The sequence below is a fragment of the Nostoc sp. CCY0012 genome (genome assembly GCF_963920855.1).
GTDB lineage: Bacteria > Cyanobacteriota > Cyanobacteriia > Cyanobacteriales > Nostocaceae > Cyanocohniella.
Genome location: NZ_CAWUDM010000117.1, coordinates 1 through 16,427, shown reverse-complemented (window position 1 = coordinate 16,427; position 16,427 = coordinate 1). Strand labels below are relative to the sequence as shown.

Sequence of the window (16,427 nt, the reverse complement as noted above, 5' to 3'; positions counted from 1 at the left end):
GTGTTACTGTTTTTTCAACTTGAGACTCCAAAAAGTTTTCTGCACCACTAAGGAACATCGCAGTAGTCATGCTGCCTTCAGGTTCATTGATGTCCCAAATAACTTGTTTAAACCCAGAACCAAAAGGATGACGGCCAGTAGGTTCTTTTCCGCCGTTGAGTGAACCTAAGACACCAAAACCACCCCTAACTTGTTGATATTTCCCAGATATCCACTGGACACCAGTAGTTTTACCAACCCCAGCCATCTCTGCATGAGCGCAATTATTTTGACGACAGGGAACATTAAAGCCTTCTTGATAACTGCCAGAGATAGAGCGAACGCGATTAGCTTCAATATCACGTAATACCACATCAACTTTACCAATAAAAGCGGTGTTTGCTGTGGGTAAATTGGGTAATTTATTCCAAGGTAAATCTGTGAGTCCGGGTACGCCATCAATTAAGCTATCTTGCCAATCTCGGAACTTTTCAATAGGTGTATTGTGAATGTTAGGGATGCTGCCGATGTTGTATTGATTTAAGTTGATATGTTTAGAGAGAGGAACATCTTTTAATTGAGGATTATCCAACACTTGAGAAATGTTTTGATTGGGAGAAATACCGAGTTTCTGTAAAAAGTCTCGAATGGGAGGAATACTCGCAGCATTTCTATTTTTGAGTCCCAAAATAGCATTAGATAAATCTGGTAAAGTTTGCCATGCTAATAAATCAAAGTCTGCTAGTTTCAAATTCTTCCAATTAGGGTTGACTTGAAGCAGCATGAGTCTTTCTAACTTGAAATCAGATTCCTCAAAATCACCCAATTCTAAAAACTCAGCAATACTTTGTCCGGCTTGCCAAGTACGAGTTTGATTACCTCGGTTGCTAGGATAAGTGATACTGCCATCTTCTTGAATAATCATGTTGCGGAAGTTCATGTTTGACCAATCAGGCATAAATCCCGTATTGGAATTTATCACTGGAACTTGAGCAGTGGCTTGGGGCATCAAAAACCCAATTGCTTGATTGAGAATGCCATACTTGATAAAACCGTGAATAAACAAACCACCGAGCAATCCAAAAAGTAAAAGATAGCGTGTAGTGTCAAAGATTGTTTGTTTATTTTTATTTTTTTCAGGTAATTCTAGTTTTATATCAACTGTGGGGATATTTTTTGGTGTTTCAGATTTCATGATGATGTCCTTTAAGAAGTAAGAAGGGTGTATTTCACTAATATTCGCGCTTGTTTCTAATTAAGAATTTTTCTTATACACTACCCCCTACACCCTTCTTCATGCCAATTTCAATAAGCTTATTGACTAGTTCCATTGAAACAGAAGCCTTATTAGCAGCTACCTCAATTTCATCGCCTTGAGTAACATAATTGACAAAACTGTTGAGTCTTTGATGAAGTTCATCCGACGGTTTCATCCACTCATTTTTAATAGCAACTGTAACCCCAGCCCGGACATTTTTTGCTGATTGAAAATTTGTACTTAAAGACTGCAATGGAATATGCGGCGGTGGCTCCGGTGCTGGTGGAGCATCTTGAACTATGGCGATTTGACTATATTGAGGATTGCCAGCACTGGGGACAATACGGAAGTGGTAAGATTTTTTTTCTCCGCCAGGACTTTCGGTAACGATGGTTAAATGAGTGGCATCTGTTTGTGGCAATCGGGGAATATCAACTCGATTAATTCGGCGTAAGTGAATTAATCCAGCACCATGATTTTGGCATCTAGTATCTATTCCCAGTAAACAGCCATCAGAATCAACTAAGACTTGGGAAGGGTCATCAAGCCAAACACGCTTGATAATCTCTCCAATTTGATAAAAAGAGATGCTGACCCCATGCCCATCCCACACATTAATTGTTTGTAGATTAGCGTTATCTCCACTAACTTGAGACTGTTTAAAATTGCGAACAATAGGTGTAGAGGCATTGGCAATAGGAGTAAAACCCAGGCACAGACCTAGAGCCAATCCAGTAATTGTTAATTTATTCATTATGGTAATTCCAAACTGCGATTGACAATAAATGTAATTTTGGTATTGGCAGGAATATACCAAACATTGGGACGAAGTAAAGCCTCTTGAGTAGCGATTTCAGCGCGACGGCTCATAGTTTCACTCAAGCTACCAAAAACGCCTTCTAAAGCCGCACCAGCAATACTGCGGCGACTATTATCAGTGCGGGTGCGGCGGCGAATTCTACCGTCCCATAATTCGTCTTCAATGTCATCTTGAATGTCGGGTTGATTGATGATTTCACCAATTTTTCCTAATCCACTGACCAAGCCAACCGTGAGATCAGAACGAGCAATTTCACCGCCTTTATCGTGGAATTTTTTGGCAATTAAAGGTCTGCCACCATCGCCTTGCACAGTGATAGTGCCTTGGTTGATGGGATATTCAGTATTATCTTTGATGATAGAAATGACTTCTACTTGAGTATAATGAGACTCATCAACAGATAGAATCGCTAAATTCAATAATGTACCGCTAGGGATTGCGATTTCACCATAGTTATCTCGCAAGTCTTCAGTTAGTCTGGCAACATAACGTTTGCCATCGTCAGTTTGTTCTTGTATTTTATTTTTGTCAGTTTCTTCCTTTTTAATTAAGGGAGTCAACAAAGTACCACTAGCGTATTCTCCTACCACTAAAAATCGCTGCCGGCGTTCATTAAGAATTTGTGCTTCCTGGGGCAAATAACCAACAGAAGCTACTTTAATATCAGCTAGATTTTGTTGACTTTTTGGTTCAACATGCCAGCGAGGTTGCATTCTATCAATGCCATCTCCAGAGCGATCGCTGGGATTGGAGTAAAATGGCTGACTATTTTCGGGTGTATTGTCTGGTGGCGGAGAATCAAAGACGGGAGTAGAAGGAGGTGGTGAATTATCGGCGTAGGCTATGTTGCCATAGTCAATATTGCCAAAAGACCCTACTCTCCGCAAGCGATTCAATTCTGCAATTGGATCTAAGATTGATTGAGCAACCGCAGGAGGTGGAGGCAAAGTCCGCGCCGGGGTAACTGCCATTGCTGATACAGTCCGCGCTGGAGTCGGAGGGGTATAACTTCTAACTGGAGTAGGAGGGGGAGAATAAGTTCTGACGGGTGCAGGTGGGGGAGGTTTTGGGGATGGAGATGGTTCAGGAGTAGGTTCGGGAAAAGTATTTGAAATATCGTCTTCTTCTTTAACTGGTTGATTATTGATTCTTCTAAGTTCATTTTCTTGTCTACCAAGGGCAGCTTGAGCGTAAACATCACCATCATTTTTCTCTAATCGAGAAAGAGTTTCTTCTGGGAGAGATGAAGGCTGATCATTTTCGGCGTGGGAATTACTATTGAAAATTCCACTAAAAAATAGAAAGACAACAAAAAATCCCAACCCAAAAACTAGCCCAACTACAGCAAACCTTGTCCAAGGAGAAGTGACAAAATTATGCTGTGTAATATTTTCTGCGGGGTCTTCCTCTAGTTCATCAACAATATTATCAGGATGTGAAGCAGCAGGTATATCTTCATCAATTTGTAAGATTGTATCTACTGAAGATACATTTTCACTCTCAAGAAAATCTAGATTACTCATTTGTTTCTGTTACTCAAATCTAAATCAACAATTTGCGTAATCTCTAGTCCAGATTTACGCGCTTGATAAATTTTTCTAGCTAATTCAGTAGTGCCATTGGGGAAATTCTGAGGTGTAGTGACTGCTTCCACAGTAATAGTTTTATTAAAGGCAATTCCTTCACCAGCATTATTATTGCGAGAAAAAGTAACCAAAGTCGCAATTAAATCAACTTCCCATCTACCATCTCGAAGTTTACGAGGTTCGGAGATGAATCGGGGGATGAGGGAAACTTGTGAACTGCCATTGAACACGCCATCTGGGGTCATTTCTGCCAACTTGCGGAGAAATGCTCCCCGAAAATCTTCTCGCTCTGTAATTGCAAATGCAGCATCATAGGCTTTGGCAGTCACCTTATTGCGACCATCTTTTATAGAGATTCCCTCATCAGGCTTAGTGATAGGTTCTCCTCGTTCATTAAAGGTTTGTACAAGTCCGTCCCAGCTAAACATTCTAATGAAAGTATCTGATACGAATTTCTTAATTACTTCATTAGAACGTTCTGTAGAAGCAACAGCCTTAGCATCAATTGTTTCCCCTGATGATAACTGAATGAGTGTAGGAATTTGTTGATTATTTAATCTTCTAATCGCACCATAGTTCACTAATTGAATTAACAACGAAAGCACAGCAAACCCAAAGGCTGCTAAAGTGATGATGCCGAATTTGGTGGTGACAGAATCTCCATAGCTGAGGAGTTTAAGAGGTTCTTTTTGGGGCTTTTGAGGTTTTTTAGTTTGTAACATTTTAATTTAGGGGGCAGGGGTTTTTAAAATTCAAAATTCAAAATGAAGAATAAATAATTTTGAATTAATAATTTTGCATTTTGAATTGTTTTGATGCCCCTAGTTTACTCACTTGGTTGAATTTTTCTAGCTGCGACTGCGGCTCCTTTTGTCAAAGCCATACTGCCAAAGTTAATAGCAACAGAACTATAAAATTCGCCTGCTTTATTGATTTGCTGGAGTACAGCTAATCCGCCACCAGCAGCTAATCCAGTTGCTAAAAATGGGGCAATAATAGCAATCACAAATAGAAAAAATAACGGCTGATCTGCTCTAGAATTGACCATTAATTGGGCAGCAAATCCAGAAATTAGATTGAAAGATAATTTAGCTATGCCGACACTGAAAAATCCAGTTAACCAAGCAAAAATCGGTCTAGCTCCATAGGGTAATAAAGAACCACCTACTGCAATCGGCCCCAGAAGTGCAGTAATCAGCATTGTTAGTTCTATGCCCCACTGATATGCTCCACTTAGTCCTAGTAATAAGTAGGTTGTCAGTTCTCTGATGTTATTGCCGATAATGGCGCTAAAGGGAGAAAATAATACTTGCAATGGATTGGCTTTGCCTTCAATTGCATCCATTGGCGCTCTAATAATTCTATCTAAATTTTCAATTGCTCCTTTGAATATTCCAGTTACTCCGGTAAAATAACCTGGGTACTCGTTTTGCAGCATTTCTCTGGCATCTTCCAGGCAAGAGATCGCATCTTCTGAAGTTAAAGAAGAAATTTGACATTGTTCTATTTCTCCTTTAATAACCATACGAGTAGCTTCATCTCCTAAAGCTCTTTGAAAAGCTTCTCTTAAGTCAGCTTCTTGAGCAGCCTCTTTTAAAACTAAATTATTAGTATTATTAATCATGTTTCTGAGGGCTAGTGTTCCTTGACCTAAAAGTTGTCCATTATTGGCAAGTAGCACTACGACAACCAAAACCCAAATAAAATCTGTAATAGCCCTCTGTTCTTCACCATTCAACATTTGTTTTGTCCATTCGACCATGAAGAAAATAAATGTCGAAACAGCAAACATAAGCCCTAAATTGCACATAGCGGAATAGACCCCACCTGCAAGAGTTTCTCTCCACAGTTCATCAAAGCCATTAGAAATTGCTTCGGCTGAATTGTGGGCATTAGTCAGTAAATCACCACCACTAAAAGCCAATATTGATAGCATTTTTACCTCGCGTTTATTTTTATTTAAAACTAGGATCTAGCCTTAACAGCCCAATTAATTCATGATTCATTGAATTGATCCCTATTCTTTGTAAATCATCAGATTTACGTTGATTGGAAAGGTTTTCAGCAATTTGATTAAGCATCAAATTAGTTTGTGCTGTATCTTGTCGCGCTGTGAGCGAGTCTGTGCGCTGCTGGGCTAGCATCGAAACTATTTGTGCGTTCTGTCCCGCCATGACCTTGAGAATGTTTTGAGTAGCATCCATACCCTGTGCCTGTTCCGCTAGGGTATAAGCTTCTTGGGCAGTGAGAGTCGTTTGTTGAATTTTTCTGGCAGTTTCTTGTTGCCCTTCGAGTCCGATAACAGCCGAAATTGATGCCCTATTTAATTCACGCTCCAAGTCATTTGCTTTTTCTTTGGCGACAGGTAAAGATAAATCCTCAGCCAATCTTCTTTTTAATTCGTTGCTGGATTTAATAGGGTCGGGCGCTCCCATTTCGCCCACATTATTATTAATAGCTAACTTGGCATCTTCTCTTATTCCCTCCCACGTATTCTCAATTTCAGTCAGGGCTAAATTTTGAATGATTTCTAGTTCACCCTTGACTTCCTCAAATATCGAGCCGAGAAAATTGCCTAAGTTAAATCCATAGCTAGGAGTAACTAATAGGAAACTGCTAATAGTAAAAGCAATACCTATAGCAACTTTTTTGTTTTTACTTATTTTGGTCATATTACGCCACAATGTGTAATTTTGATAATTGACTAGTTAATAAATCTTGAGCTTCTTGTGATAATTCTTCTCCCCGAATCATTCTGATGTAATCTTCAGAAAACTTAAATAATCCTAATAAGGGATTATTTTTGTATTGATTGAGGAAAAGAGTACGTAATTCTTGCTCATCTGGATTATTCGCAACTGAGGCTAATAAGCAATGTGCTGGGTAGTAACGACAAAAAGTAAGTTTACCGTTATCATCAAGTAACCACTGTGAATAAATGCCCTCCTTTTTGGGATAAAAAGCTTCGGTGCTATTGACCTGAATGATTTCATAAGGATATTTGAAGCGTTCCACAAATGGGTCAATAGCTGATGTTTGAATTCTGCCGACTAAACGAGTAGTCAAGTTAGCAAATATTTTGGGTGCAGCTTTACTTTGATAGATGCTCTCAGGTTCCTGAGCAGAAAGTATGACCCTAATTCCAGCCTTTGCACCGTTAGCGCATAATCTGCCAATCAATTCCGCAATCGATTCAAACTGAAATAAAATCGGGGCTTCATCTAAAAAGAAAATACTGGCTTTGGAAGATAAAGCCCGACGTAAAGCTGCGGCATAAGCACTCAAAGCTAATATTGCTGCGTCTGCTTCTGAAGCTAAATTTCTGAGAGCAAATACTAATAATTTGGCATCTGTGCGAAAACTAGAAGGTTTAGATATTGATTGTCCCACTCTAGTGTTTAACCAAAATTTCAATCTCAATCTAATTTGCTCTAAAGCTCCTAATACTTCTTTGCTGTTGTTGGCAATGGAATCTAATTTGATATATCCAGGTGAACAGTAATTATAAAAATCATTCAGTGTAGGGGTATCTTGCCATTCTGGTGTTCCTACCCCAGCTTCTAATGCCGCTTTGTACCTTAATTTAATATCGTCTTCATTGAAAAATGTTTCTAACGCCAGAGTGACAATGCTCTCAATATTAGACAGCATGGAAGTACTCACACCAATAGCATTAGTGCCAATGATCATGGTCATAAGAACTGATTTAATAAACTCCTTAAAATCAGTCAATCTTTCTTTGATAATTTCTTCATCCATGCCCCGCAAGTCTGGCAATTCAAACAAATTATTTGATTCTTTGGTAATGTCAAAATATGCGCCGTCTTTGCCCAATAAATTGGTGTAGTCTGTAAAAGTGCTAGTACCATCTGGTTTTGGATAATCCAGGGCGACTACAGGAATACCTTGTGCGATCGCTGGTGTGAGAATCCCGGCAACCAGTACAGATTTACCAGAGCGAGTAGCACCAAAGACTGCTAAGTTTTTGTGGCTGCTGTATAAGTCCAGGTGAACAGGTGTGCCGCCTTCCTCGGCTATTAATTCAAACCCATTGCGATCGCCTGTGGCAGTGCGAATTAGAGGCATGAGTCCGGGAACTTCGGAAGCAAAATATGGTAGTCGGCGGTTAAATGGCTTAGTGAGTAGTCCCTCCCAAACAAAAGGGCAACACTGCAACCATATTTTCCAGGCATACTCGATTTCCCGTTCCACCGCAGCCGGTCTAAGAAAGCAACTAGCAAGATAACGGCAAGCATCATCTAGTTCACGTCTAGTATTTCTGTGGACAAGAAAAACCACTGCGGTATGAAGCACTAAACTACCTTTGTAGATGGTTTTTTGTGCTTCTACAGATTCTTCGATGTTCATGCCCGCCTTAACATCAATACCACCCCCCTTACTTGAAATTGTGGTGGAGGTAATTGATTGCTTAGTTAATCTCTGTAAGTTACTTTTAGTGATAGCTTGATTAGCCCTAGTAAGTTGACAAAATACTTCTGTATCAGAAATACTTTCTCGTGAGATTACCTCCCACAAATATCGAAGTTGAGAATGTTCATCTACCCAGCCGCCTGGTTTATGGCTAAAATTGAGTGTTCCTACATATTTATCTTGAATTTTTATCCATTTTCTATCAAAGAAGGGGACAGATTTTTCATTTTCCATGAGGTGATGTCTGACATGAAAATCACTGGTTTGAGTTTCAGTTAAGCCATCATGAGAAATTTGTAAAGGATTAGGGATAGCAGTAGGGTCACTGTTGTTAAATTGCTTCCACAGAATTGACCAAATATCTTCAGCACTAAGAGCTTTAACACTGAGCTTCATCTTATTGCTGATAATTTGCTCCCAAAGCTGAAACCCTTCTGTAAAAGCATTATGCAGAATATTTTCAATACGATTATTGTTCTTTTGGTGGATTTCTCCAGTAAATTGATGCCATAATTTTTGAATTTTTTTAATACTGGATTCTACATAGTCAGTAGTTTTTTGGTCATCAGCAGATACGGTATAAGTACACCATAATCTCAGAAACTTATTTTTACGTATACCATCTTTAGTCAAATCTTTAATGCGTAATCTCTCACTACGTATCAATAATTTAAGTTGTTCAATTCTACAAGTAGATTCAATATGCTTCAGTTCTAGCTGTCTATCAAAATCATCTGTAAATGAGCCAAAATGAATAGTTAATGATTCATCTTCGGGGATTTCTTTTAAGCCGCTTTCGATACTGTTAAAGATTGGGAATATTTGCTCCGAGGGGAGATTAGGGTGAACCCCCACACAATCAAAACAGAATTTGATTTGAATATCTTCATCTTTTTTGAGGATTAATGCACCTACACCTTTTCTGCCACCCAAATTAATTTCACAAACTCCAGCCAGATGAATAATATCTTCAAACGGGGTCAGTGTTTTCACAACTGAAACTTGTGTAGGCTCTAAAGATTTCTTGCCAATTTTTTGTTTTTTAACTTGAGACATTGGCTTATTTTGGAGATTTACGTTTTTTACTGAAATGGGTGGGACGATTAGCTAAAGAAGAAAAAGGCATATATCCTCTACTAATTCGAGGTGCGCCGACAAATTTCCCAAAAAAACTTTTATTGGAAGATAAAACCCACCATGTAGCGCATCCCCAAGCGGCAATCAATCCTGTAGCTAACCAACCAGTATCTAGTAGATAATGAAAGATGAATATGCTGGTTATAATAATGCCAGCCCAAGGAAAAATCTGATCGGCCGGGAAAGGGCCAAGCCTGGGACTTTCACCCAAAATTGTATTAACTGTGCGAAATTTCTTTTCAGGTTTAGTCATCTTATTTATTGCGCTCGAAGTTGGAAATAGAAAATCGGAAGTGAGGGGTATATATTTTCTCTCTTAATGGTTGTGAATCATATACTTCCGACTCTTAAATTCTGATTAGTACTTAAGCTCCAACTAAGAGTCCAGTAATCAAATCGCCTACAAATACAGCTAGTACGATAATCAATGGTGTTCGCGCTAAATTCTTCCAATCTTCATCGTTACGGGCAGCTTGTATAATCTGTACTAGAGCCACACCTACATATAGTAAGAATAAGCCTCGGAGTACGTTGAAAAAGAGGTCAATTACTTGCTGTGTTTGAGCATTATTAGCACCGCCAAATGCCGTTTGCATCCATACTTGAGCATTCTGGAAAAACTGAGCATTTGCAGGTGCAGAAGCAAAATCCAAAACAAAAACAACTGTCAATATTGCAAATAAAATAGCGTAAAGATTAACGCCATATTTACGCTGTAATTTTTCAAAATTGGTCAGCAATGCTTGAGATTGTTTTGGTAACGCCACGATGATTGCTGCCAAGATCGTAAACGCACCCATGAGAATATGGTGTACTGACATTTCTACAATCATTAGCCCACCAGCAACAACCATCATTGCTATGGTGCCGTTTTCTGCTGCTTTATTGCTGGGGGCGGGAAGTGCCGCTACTTGGTCTTGTTCACAGTAAGTCTGCATATTGCTCCGTGTTTGTTCGGAAATCGTATGCCACTACTATGAACTTTCTGCCTTTTAAAAAGCAATCAACTTTATTACGATATTCATCTCAAACTAAAGTAGGTCTATTGGCTCTCAAACCCTGATTCTCTCGTTAAAGACCCTTGATTTGAGAGCTAAAAAAATCAAAAAATTAACAATTCGTAATGTTGTTTACAAACAGCCGTTTTCTTCAGGTTCAATTTCGGGCAACCTGCCAATACTAAAACGATGAAGAGTTAAGGCATTAGAGTGAAAAACCAGACGATGATTTGGGGCTTCGGGTGGTTTGAACGTGACTTTTTCCGATCCCTTTTTGCTAGTAGTTATCTGTGAGTTTTTTCCGTAATATCCTTTGACATCAGCGGGAGAACTATAATAAGTAATACCTTTGTCAGTTTTAGTGTATGAGTTTTTGATATCAATCCTGGCAATATAGCCATCTACGAGCATTATATGAACGCCGTAGAAATTCCAAGGCTGAACATAAGAACAGCCTTGAGTTGAGAAATTTCCTAGAGGCAAGAGTGCAAGCTCGTTTCCCTCGACAGGAACCAGCCTTATCCGTGCGGCTTTTTCGGCTTCTTTGTAGTGCATTATAGCTGTTATTCAAACAGAATGTGGATATTTTGCACAGGAAGTTGTACAACTGTGCTTGCCGAAAAAAAACTGGTGCTAGAAATGTTGCAAATTAAAATTAAGGAAGTTATTTGTATTAATGGGAACGTCCTGATAGTCTTCTATACAGCGGAAAAATGCTGGCAGTTTCGCATCATCAGCCGCACTGGGGGTATCTTCGGAGAACAGAAGTTGTACTATACTGCTGGGGCGGCAATGAAAACGGGGATGGATTGGTTGCGGGATGAATTGTGATCAACGGCAGTGTTTGCTGGGATGAGGCACAGTTTTAGCTAAACAAGTACTGTTCAAAAACCACTCAAAATTGTACAGTCCTATAGTAGTGGAAATAATTGATATCACTAGGAAAAGCAATTGAGCCGAAGTACACCCACTACCCCAAGCCGAACGCTAAAGATGAATGGCACTAAGAAAATGTGAAACCTAGTCAGGGCATGGGGTAGGGTGTAGCGTGTCGGGTGTAGAGAAAAAATCAAGAAAATTAAAAACAAGTGCGAACATTAATAAACTTCTTTGCTACGCAACGAGCCACTCGGTAAGCGCAGCTATATGCCCGCACTTGGCTTTACGCCACTACACCCCACACCCAAAAGCCTTATGAATATTGGATTTGCCGATAACAAGCGTGCCATTCGCTCAATACCAATGTGAATTGGTATTATGGAGTTTATTCAATTCTACGAATTAGGACTTCTCCTTCAGCTAAAACTCTTTCCCTCAAAACTTTTTCGCATTCTTTTTTACCAGGACAATTATCTTCTGGAACAGACACTGACCAGGTAGTAATTTCACCTGGACTGGATGAGAAGTTTAGAGATGCAGATGTGTTTTCATCAATAATTTGGCCGTTTAAAGAATTTTTCTCTTGTTTCCAGCTTCTGGCAGAATGTAAGCAAATATCATTATTTAAGTTTCCTTCTTCAAAATTTATATTTTCACCATTTAAATCAAAGCCTAAGTTAAATTCAAACTCTCCTTGACGAAAATTACTAAAACATTTTTCGTAAATAAAGTTTTCTGGCTCTGTGAATTTCAATCTCATACTTCCATATGATTTACCTGTATTGCTCTCAATGAAATCAAACATAAATTCGCCAGCGAATGCAGGTGTGGCTATGAAACTTACACTTGCAATACATAAAACCATTCTGCCAATTTTTTTTGCAGTTTCTAGCATGTTCGCGCCCTCTCTTGTAGTGAATAATTGTTTACACAATAACTATGGTTGAAATAGTATTTATAATTCAACCAGGTGGAAGTAGGCAAAATTAATTAATTAATTTATATGAGATATTGTTCACAAAATAATTAGGAACTTGCCTCAACAAATTTGCCTCAGTTAACTTTATGTCAAAAATATTATTTTTATGCAGTTGGCTGGAAATCAATCAAGGAAATGTGGGAAAAATCAGAAGTTTGTAGTGTTGATATTGAGCCGAGATGTGAGTAATTCTCTGCAAGATGGGCTGGAAACCCTTGACCTGTCTGGTTTTGAGGAATTATTACTTCCGAGTCAAAAAAGCCGTTATTCAAAACGAAAAATCAAGCATTTTGAGATCATATTACAGGTTTTTGGTCATATTTCGGCTCAATACCAACCTCAGCCCCCTGCAAACACTCTGCCTTGAGCCTGAAGAAGCACACACACCACCTATCGCTCAACACCCGATCAATACAATGCGGCTGCTTGTTGTCAAAAGCAATACAATCGCCTTCCTCCAGCCAGTACGATTCCATCCTGCGAGTATCCTGACACCCGGAGATAGAGAACCGCGCCCGGCCAGATATGTTGATTTGCGCTGCCCCCGAAGCATAGGCTGGCGAATCCCGATGTACTTTGATTTGTGTCCCAGCCGGGTAAAATAAAACGAGCGCTTGGTGAAAATCCGGCAGCAGCTTCTCGCCTAAAGCCTCAATCATCTCTGCGCCGGCATAACGCCCTGGCTCAATCAACTTAACTTCAGCTTTCTTACCAGATTTAGCACTAGCCAAACTAACGAAACGCCGCAGATGTAGTTCCAGACGACCATCGGCATATTGCGACACTGAGGGAAACATCTGGTTTTTGATAGATTTGCACCAATCCTGAATTTGGGCTAATTCCTCCTCTTCCAACTTGCCCAGTCGTGTAATCAAACTGGTGGATTCAGGTTGTGCGGCAACAGGCTGTAAAACTGCAACATCAGCCGTCGCGTTTTTTTCATCAGCAGCAACAGTAGCCAACGACGGAAGCAAGCGCCCACGATAGAACTCATGGCATAACCCCGAAAGCACTCCTAGCACTCCCAATTCTGACCATTCGCCTAAATCTTCTCCGCGCAGAGAAACCCGATAATAGCCACAAGGTAAGCGATCGCAAACCACAGGATATCCAGATTTGTGGCATTGTTCGATCAGGGTGAGAACTCTTCGCGGATACGTGGCAGGGTGGACAGGTTTGCGGTCAAAAAGAGGAATTGTGGCAGGGTGCGGGGAGAATTGAGGAGAAGTTTTCCCCCTGTCCCCTGCTCCCTGCTCCTTTTCCCTTTGCCTCTTGTGGCCAACAGTGCCGATTTCCCCACCCCAAAGTTCAGGCAAGTATTTTTGTACTACTTCTTCTCCAACCTGATGCCTGTGGCAGAAATCCCCAGTTTTCTCGAAGCAGCACAACGTCATGTCTTGTGGGTTGTCCTTGTGCTTGTCCACCCAAACCTGAATCAGCTGCTGCCGGGAGTCCAGAATATCGCGGAACTGTCGCTTGTATTCCTGTTGTGCGGCGGTATCTTTCGCGGAGGACTTCCACCAGGAGAGTAATTCGGGAGTGGGGGCGAACAGGGGAAGGTGCTTGCCGTTCCATGCGGGGGGCGGGTAAAGGGAAATCGAGACAGCCTCCCCCTTGATTGCACCTTTGTAGTATGAAGTGTGAATTGTCATGTTACACTCCTGTTAAATCAAAATCAGTGATCCAAGCAAGACGACTGACAAATTTGTGTTTTGCGGAAGACTTCGGAAATATACAGATAGTTGGCTCATTTGGCTGTTGCAACGCAGGGGATCTCCACTCGATACCGTAAAAACAAGAACCGTTGATCATCTGTAACCCCAAAACGGTGCGAATTTTGGCAGCATGATCACCAAAACGAAAGTTGACCAATTCACCCACCATGAACACAGGCTTTTCAGCTGCTACAGATTGCAGTTGCCCAGTGGGGATAATTTCAATCCCAGAAGCCAGAACAATTTCATTTTGGAGAGCAATTGAATAGTACCAGCCATTGTTCACCCACTCGACCCCGCAGCAATACCCGTAAGCATTCAGCTTGGGCAAGTAAACCCGCTCCAGCAAACAGATGACCATCGGCGGGATATCTTTGCCCCAGGGAGAGGAGATATACCAACAGGTTTCCAAAGAGTTAACGATGTTATTCATGCGATTGCTCCTGATAACTGTTGTTGTATATGTGCGAATAATTGACTAGCAAAAGTAGGCGGGACAGAATAGCCGATGATTGACCCAGCCGTGGCAGTTTGGGGTGGGAACTCGTACCAAGAAGGAAAACCTTGCAAAATTGCTGCTGCTTCAATGGACAGAGATTTGACAGTGCCATCGGGGAGCCAGATGTCAGCGAATTTATTCCGGTTGCACCCTTTGTGGTCTGTGAAATGCGATCGTAGTATGGTGTTTGCTGGCAGATGTCCCGGTTTGTATTTAGTTAATTTGCGTCCCCCAACTCGCTCAATCAAAAGTGGTGTAGGTTCATTGGTTGCAAGAAACTGGCTTAAAGCTTGCTGTTGCCTGGGCAGCAGTTGGGAGTCGGGCATCGCGGGGATGAGGTGTGCAATGGCCGCATACCAACCAACTTGTTTAGATGTGGGTGGTAACGTGAGAGTTGTATCTTGGCAGGCCAACAAGACCAAACGTTTCCGCGCCTGGGGTAGTCCATAATCAGCCATGTTGACAACGCTGTAATTCACGTTGTAGCCCAGCGATTCAAGAGCGTTGAGGATAATGGCGAAACTCTGGCTACTGAGATAGCGGGGTACATTTTCGAGAGTAAATACCCGTGGTCGCAACTGTCGGATAGCTGCCGCTACTGCTTGGGCTGCCGATAAATCATCTGGAGTCTCCAGAGCAATCCCTGCTTTGGCTGTGTGGGCTTGGCTGAAGTTAGCGCACACCGGGGAAGCGTGAAGATAATCGGGACTTTGGGGAAAACTTTGGAATCCTGAGCGTGCTACTTCCTGTACTGTTTGCTGGATGATTTTGCAGCCGTACTCAGAAAAGTTGCGTTCATGAACCGAAGCGATCGCGTGACTGAGTTTTGGCTTGGTTGTGTCATGCTCCACCGCGATCGCCGGACGAATACCCGCACTCACCATCCCAGCTTCTACACCACCACCCCCGGCGAATAGTACAACAGCGATTGGTGCATTGCCTGGAAGCTTTGGTTTACTTGGACTTTTGGTTTTCGCTCTTTTGATGAAAGCAACAATATCCTCTCTTGCCGCCCCCTGGCGTTGCAGTTCCCGAATCATTGGAACTGCGCCACAAGGAATTGAGCCGATACTGCGACCCTTCCAGACTGAATCGCACTTCTCTTTCCAATTGAACCCCCAGCGCCAATGTTTTGCGTTGTTCGGGTCACGCTCACCGACAACTCGCGGGTAAAAAACTGTTGAACCGTCTTGTAGCTTTTTGCTTTCAAGGTACGGGTAGAGGCATCCAACTGATACGTTTTCTGGTGATTGCAGTCCTTTCTCTAAGAATTTTTCGGGTGTCTCAGATGACACAATATTTGTAGACTCACTTAAATCAGCAGTAGCGACCAGAGTTTTAGTCATGACTTAACCCTGAGTATCGGTTCTAATTGTTCTGGTAGCTCAACCTCAGCATCAAACAATCCCTGCTTACCAACAATAGGAATTGCAGGCACAATCCGCCTGATGTTGTCCATCTGCCAAGCAAATCTACCTACTCGCCAGTCCCCAGTATCTAGCTCGGTTTGCGGCTGTTCGCTGATGAATGCGGGAGTCATGCGTATGCAGTCAGTCAGGTTAACCAGAGCCACTGCACAACCAAAAGGCAAATCGTCCCATTCTATGTAGTTGTCAGTTGTGGTAAGTATTTGTTGATACTTGTTAAGGAAATATTGATGATGCAGCTTTTGTTCTCTGCTGGTTTTTTTAGCAGCGCAGATTAACAACGGGCCAGTGTAGCTGGTAGCCCAAGAACGAGTCTCGTACTTCTTTAGTCCCATTGGAACGAGAGAGGCCCAAGGTTGGTGAAGGGTAATAGCTTTAATGATTGTGGTAGTCATAAATTTTTAGTGAAAGGGTCAAAACAATTCAAAATTCGCGCATTATCAATTCAAAATTCTCCTACAGTTTCATGTTGAGAATTTATATGTTCTGACAAGAGGTTTAAAATTTTTGAAGCTAAAAAAGCTCTGTCGTAATGTGGTAAGCCAGATGCAGAAAGCGCCACTAACAAAAGCTTAATTTCTGCTTTCATCTTGCTGTTTATATTTTCCTGAAGCTGATAATGGTAGGTCTTTATTTGTTGATGAAAGTTAGATTTAGAGGGTGTAGAGCTTAGTGGTGCAGAAAACTTTTTGGAGTCTCAAGTTGAAAAAACAGTAACA

The 16,427-nt window shown here is 41.2% G+C and carries 17 protein-coding genes; 1 reads left to right on the top strand and 16 read right to left on the bottom strand.

Annotated features, from left to right (window positions below; genetic code table 11):
- From ACM0OS_RS24235 to ACM0OS_RS24190, 10 genes are all read right to left on the bottom strand, one after another.
- Window positions 1–1,174, bottom strand: a 1,174-nt coding sequence (locus ACM0OS_RS24235) for a hypothetical protein (protein WP_414545736.1), incomplete at its 3' end; no start/stop codon positions are given.
- Between the two features lie 73 nt (window positions 1,175–1,247).
- Window positions 1,248–1,991 carry a hypothetical protein gene (locus ACM0OS_RS24230; protein WP_414545735.1) on the bottom strand — a complete coding sequence of 248 codons (744 nt, stop codon included), beginning with the start codon at window positions 1,989–1,991 and terminating at the stop codon, window positions 1,248–1,250.
- Window positions 1,991–3,580, bottom strand: a complete 1,590-nt coding sequence (locus ACM0OS_RS24225) for a TrbI/VirB10 family protein (RefSeq protein ID WP_414545734.1) — start codon at window positions 3,578–3,580, stop codon at window positions 1,991–1,993. The genes ACM0OS_RS24230 and ACM0OS_RS24225 overlap by 1 nt, the downstream gene beginning before the upstream one ends.
- On the bottom strand, window positions 3,577–4,365 hold the full coding sequence (locus tag ACM0OS_RS24220) for a hypothetical protein (protein WP_414545733.1): 789 nt from the start codon (window positions 4,363–4,365) through the stop codon (window positions 3,577–3,579). Before ACM0OS_RS24220 ends, ACM0OS_RS24225 begins: the two co-directional genes overlap by 4 nt.
- A gap of 104 nt (window positions 4,366–4,469) precedes the next feature.
- Window positions 4,470–5,579: a hypothetical protein gene (locus ACM0OS_RS24215; RefSeq protein WP_414545732.1), complete on the bottom strand. Its 1,110-nt coding sequence runs from the start codon at window positions 5,577–5,579 to the stop codon at window positions 4,470–4,472.
- A 19-nt stretch (window positions 5,580–5,598) separates the two neighbouring features.
- Complete coding sequence (locus ACM0OS_RS24210; RefSeq protein ID WP_414545731.1) at window positions 5,599–6,315, bottom strand: hypothetical protein; 717 nt, start codon at window positions 6,313–6,315, stop codon at window positions 5,599–5,601.
- Between the two features lies 1 nt (window position 6,316).
- Window positions 6,317–9,130 (bottom strand): hypothetical protein, encoded by a 2,814-nt coding sequence (locus tag ACM0OS_RS24205; RefSeq protein ID WP_414545730.1) that lies wholly within the window; start codon window positions 9,128–9,130, stop codon window positions 6,317–6,319.
- Window positions 9,131–9,134: 4 nt separating this feature from the next.
- Window positions 9,135–9,464 carry a hypothetical protein gene (locus ACM0OS_RS24200; RefSeq protein ID WP_414545729.1) on the bottom strand — a complete coding sequence of 110 codons (330 nt, stop codon included), beginning with the start codon at window positions 9,462–9,464 and terminating at the stop codon, window positions 9,135–9,137.
- 112 nt (window positions 9,465–9,576) lie between these two features.
- The gene (locus tag ACM0OS_RS24195) at window positions 9,577–10,149 is read right to left on the bottom strand and encodes a hypothetical protein (RefSeq protein ID WP_414545728.1); all 573 of its coding nucleotides are present in this window, start codon (window positions 10,147–10,149) and stop codon (window positions 9,577–9,579) included.
- Window positions 10,150–10,341: 192 nt separating this feature from the next.
- Window positions 10,342–10,764: a hypothetical protein gene (locus tag ACM0OS_RS24190; protein WP_414545727.1), complete on the bottom strand. Its 423-nt coding sequence runs from the start codon at window positions 10,762–10,764 to the stop codon at window positions 10,342–10,344.
- A gap of 54 nt (window positions 10,765–10,818) precedes the next feature.
- On the opposite strand from ACM0OS_RS24190, the gene ACM0OS_RS24185 reads away from it, so the two are divergent.
- A complete protein-coding gene (locus ACM0OS_RS24185; RefSeq protein ID WP_414545726.1) occupies window positions 10,819–11,040 on the top strand; it encodes a hypothetical protein in 222 nt (73 codons plus the stop codon).
- 433 nt (window positions 11,041–11,473) lie between these two features.
- Here the strand turns inward: ACM0OS_RS24185 and ACM0OS_RS24180 are convergent, their stop codons facing one another.
- From ACM0OS_RS24180 to ACM0OS_RS24155, 6 genes are all read right to left on the bottom strand, one after another.
- Window positions 11,474–11,983, bottom strand: a complete 510-nt coding sequence (locus ACM0OS_RS24180; protein ID WP_414545725.1) for a hypothetical protein — start codon at window positions 11,981–11,983, stop codon at window positions 11,474–11,476.
- 380 nt (window positions 11,984–12,363) lie between these two features.
- Window positions 12,364–13,719, bottom strand: a complete 1,356-nt coding sequence (locus ACM0OS_RS24175) for a hypothetical protein (protein WP_414545724.1) — start codon at window positions 13,717–13,719, stop codon at window positions 12,364–12,366.
- Between the two features lies 1 nt (window position 13,720).
- Entirely contained in the window at window positions 13,721–14,215 is a 495-nt protein-coding gene (locus ACM0OS_RS24170; protein WP_414545723.1) for a DUF1392 family protein, read from the bottom strand.
- A complete protein-coding gene (locus tag ACM0OS_RS24165) occupies window positions 14,212–15,627 on the bottom strand; it encodes a DNA cytosine methyltransferase (RefSeq protein ID WP_414545722.1) in 1,416 nt (471 codons plus the stop codon). The genes ACM0OS_RS24170 and ACM0OS_RS24165 overlap by 4 nt, the downstream gene beginning before the upstream one ends.
- On the bottom strand, window positions 15,624–16,103 hold the full coding sequence (locus tag ACM0OS_RS24160) for an ASCH domain-containing protein (RefSeq protein ID WP_414545721.1): 480 nt from the start codon (window positions 16,101–16,103) through the stop codon (window positions 15,624–15,626). The genes ACM0OS_RS24165 and ACM0OS_RS24160 overlap by 4 nt, the downstream gene beginning before the upstream one ends.
- A 50-nt stretch (window positions 16,104–16,153) precedes the next feature.
- Window positions 16,154–16,297 (bottom strand): hypothetical protein, encoded by a 144-nt coding sequence (locus tag ACM0OS_RS24155; protein WP_414545720.1) that lies wholly within the window; start codon window positions 16,295–16,297, stop codon window positions 16,154–16,156.
- Between the last annotated feature and the right edge of the window lie 130 nt (window positions 16,298–16,427).

What these genes read in the sequence shown, in the direction of transcription:
- ACM0OS_RS24215 (WP_414545732.1), bottom strand. Translation starts at nt 5,579, where the DNA reads ATGCTATCAATATTGGCTTTTAGTGGTGGTGATTTACTGACTAATGCC.
- ACM0OS_RS24155 (WP_414545720.1), bottom strand. Translation starts at nt 16,297, where the DNA reads ATGAAAGCAGAAATTAAGCTTTTGTTAGTGGCGCTTTCTGCATCTGGC.
- ACM0OS_RS24190 (WP_414545727.1), bottom strand. Translation starts at nt 10,764, where the DNA reads ATGCACTACAAAGAAGCCGAAAAAGCCGCACGGATAAGGCTGGTTCCT.
- ACM0OS_RS24200 (WP_414545729.1), bottom strand. Translation starts at nt 9,464, where the DNA reads ATGACTAAACCTGAAAAGAAATTTCGCACAGTTAATACAATTTTGGGT.
- ACM0OS_RS24160 (WP_414545721.1), bottom strand. Translation starts at nt 16,103, where the DNA reads ATGACTACCACAATCATTAAAGCTATTACCCTTCACCAACCTTGGGCC.
- ACM0OS_RS24220 (WP_414545733.1), bottom strand. Translation starts at nt 4,365, where the DNA reads ATGTTACAAACTAAAAAACCTCAAAAGCCCCAAAAAGAACCTCTTAAA.
- ACM0OS_RS24170 (WP_414545723.1), bottom strand. Translation starts at nt 14,215, where the DNA reads ATGAATAACATCGTTAACTCTTTGGAAACCTGTTGGTATATCTCCTCT.
- ACM0OS_RS24230 (WP_414545735.1), bottom strand. Translation starts at nt 1,991, where the DNA reads ATGAATAAATTAACAATTACTGGATTGGCTCTAGGTCTGTGCCTGGGT.
- ACM0OS_RS24225 (WP_414545734.1), bottom strand. Translation starts at nt 3,580, where the DNA reads ATGAGTAATCTAGATTTTCTTGAGAGTGAAAATGTATCTTCAGTAGAT.
- ACM0OS_RS24175 (WP_414545724.1), bottom strand. Translation starts at nt 13,719, where the DNA reads ATGACAATTCACACTTCATACTACAAAGGTGCAATCAAGGGGGAGGCT.
- ACM0OS_RS24205 (WP_414545730.1), bottom strand. Translation starts at nt 9,130, where the DNA reads ATGTCTCAAGTTAAAAAACAAAAAATTGGCAAGAAATCTTTAGAGCCT.
- ACM0OS_RS24165 (WP_414545722.1), bottom strand. Translation starts at nt 15,627, where the DNA reads ATGACTAAAACTCTGGTCGCTACTGCTGATTTAAGTGAGTCTACAAAT.
- ACM0OS_RS24195 (WP_414545728.1), bottom strand. Translation starts at nt 10,149, where the DNA reads ATGCAGACTTACTGTGAACAAGACCAAGTAGCGGCACTTCCCGCCCCC.
- ACM0OS_RS24210 (WP_414545731.1), bottom strand. Translation starts at nt 6,315, where the DNA reads ATGACCAAAATAAGTAAAAACAAAAAAGTTGCTATAGGTATTGCTTTT.
- ACM0OS_RS24180 (WP_414545725.1), bottom strand. Translation starts at nt 11,983, where the DNA reads ATGCTAGAAACTGCAAAAAAAATTGGCAGAATGGTTTTATGTATTGCA.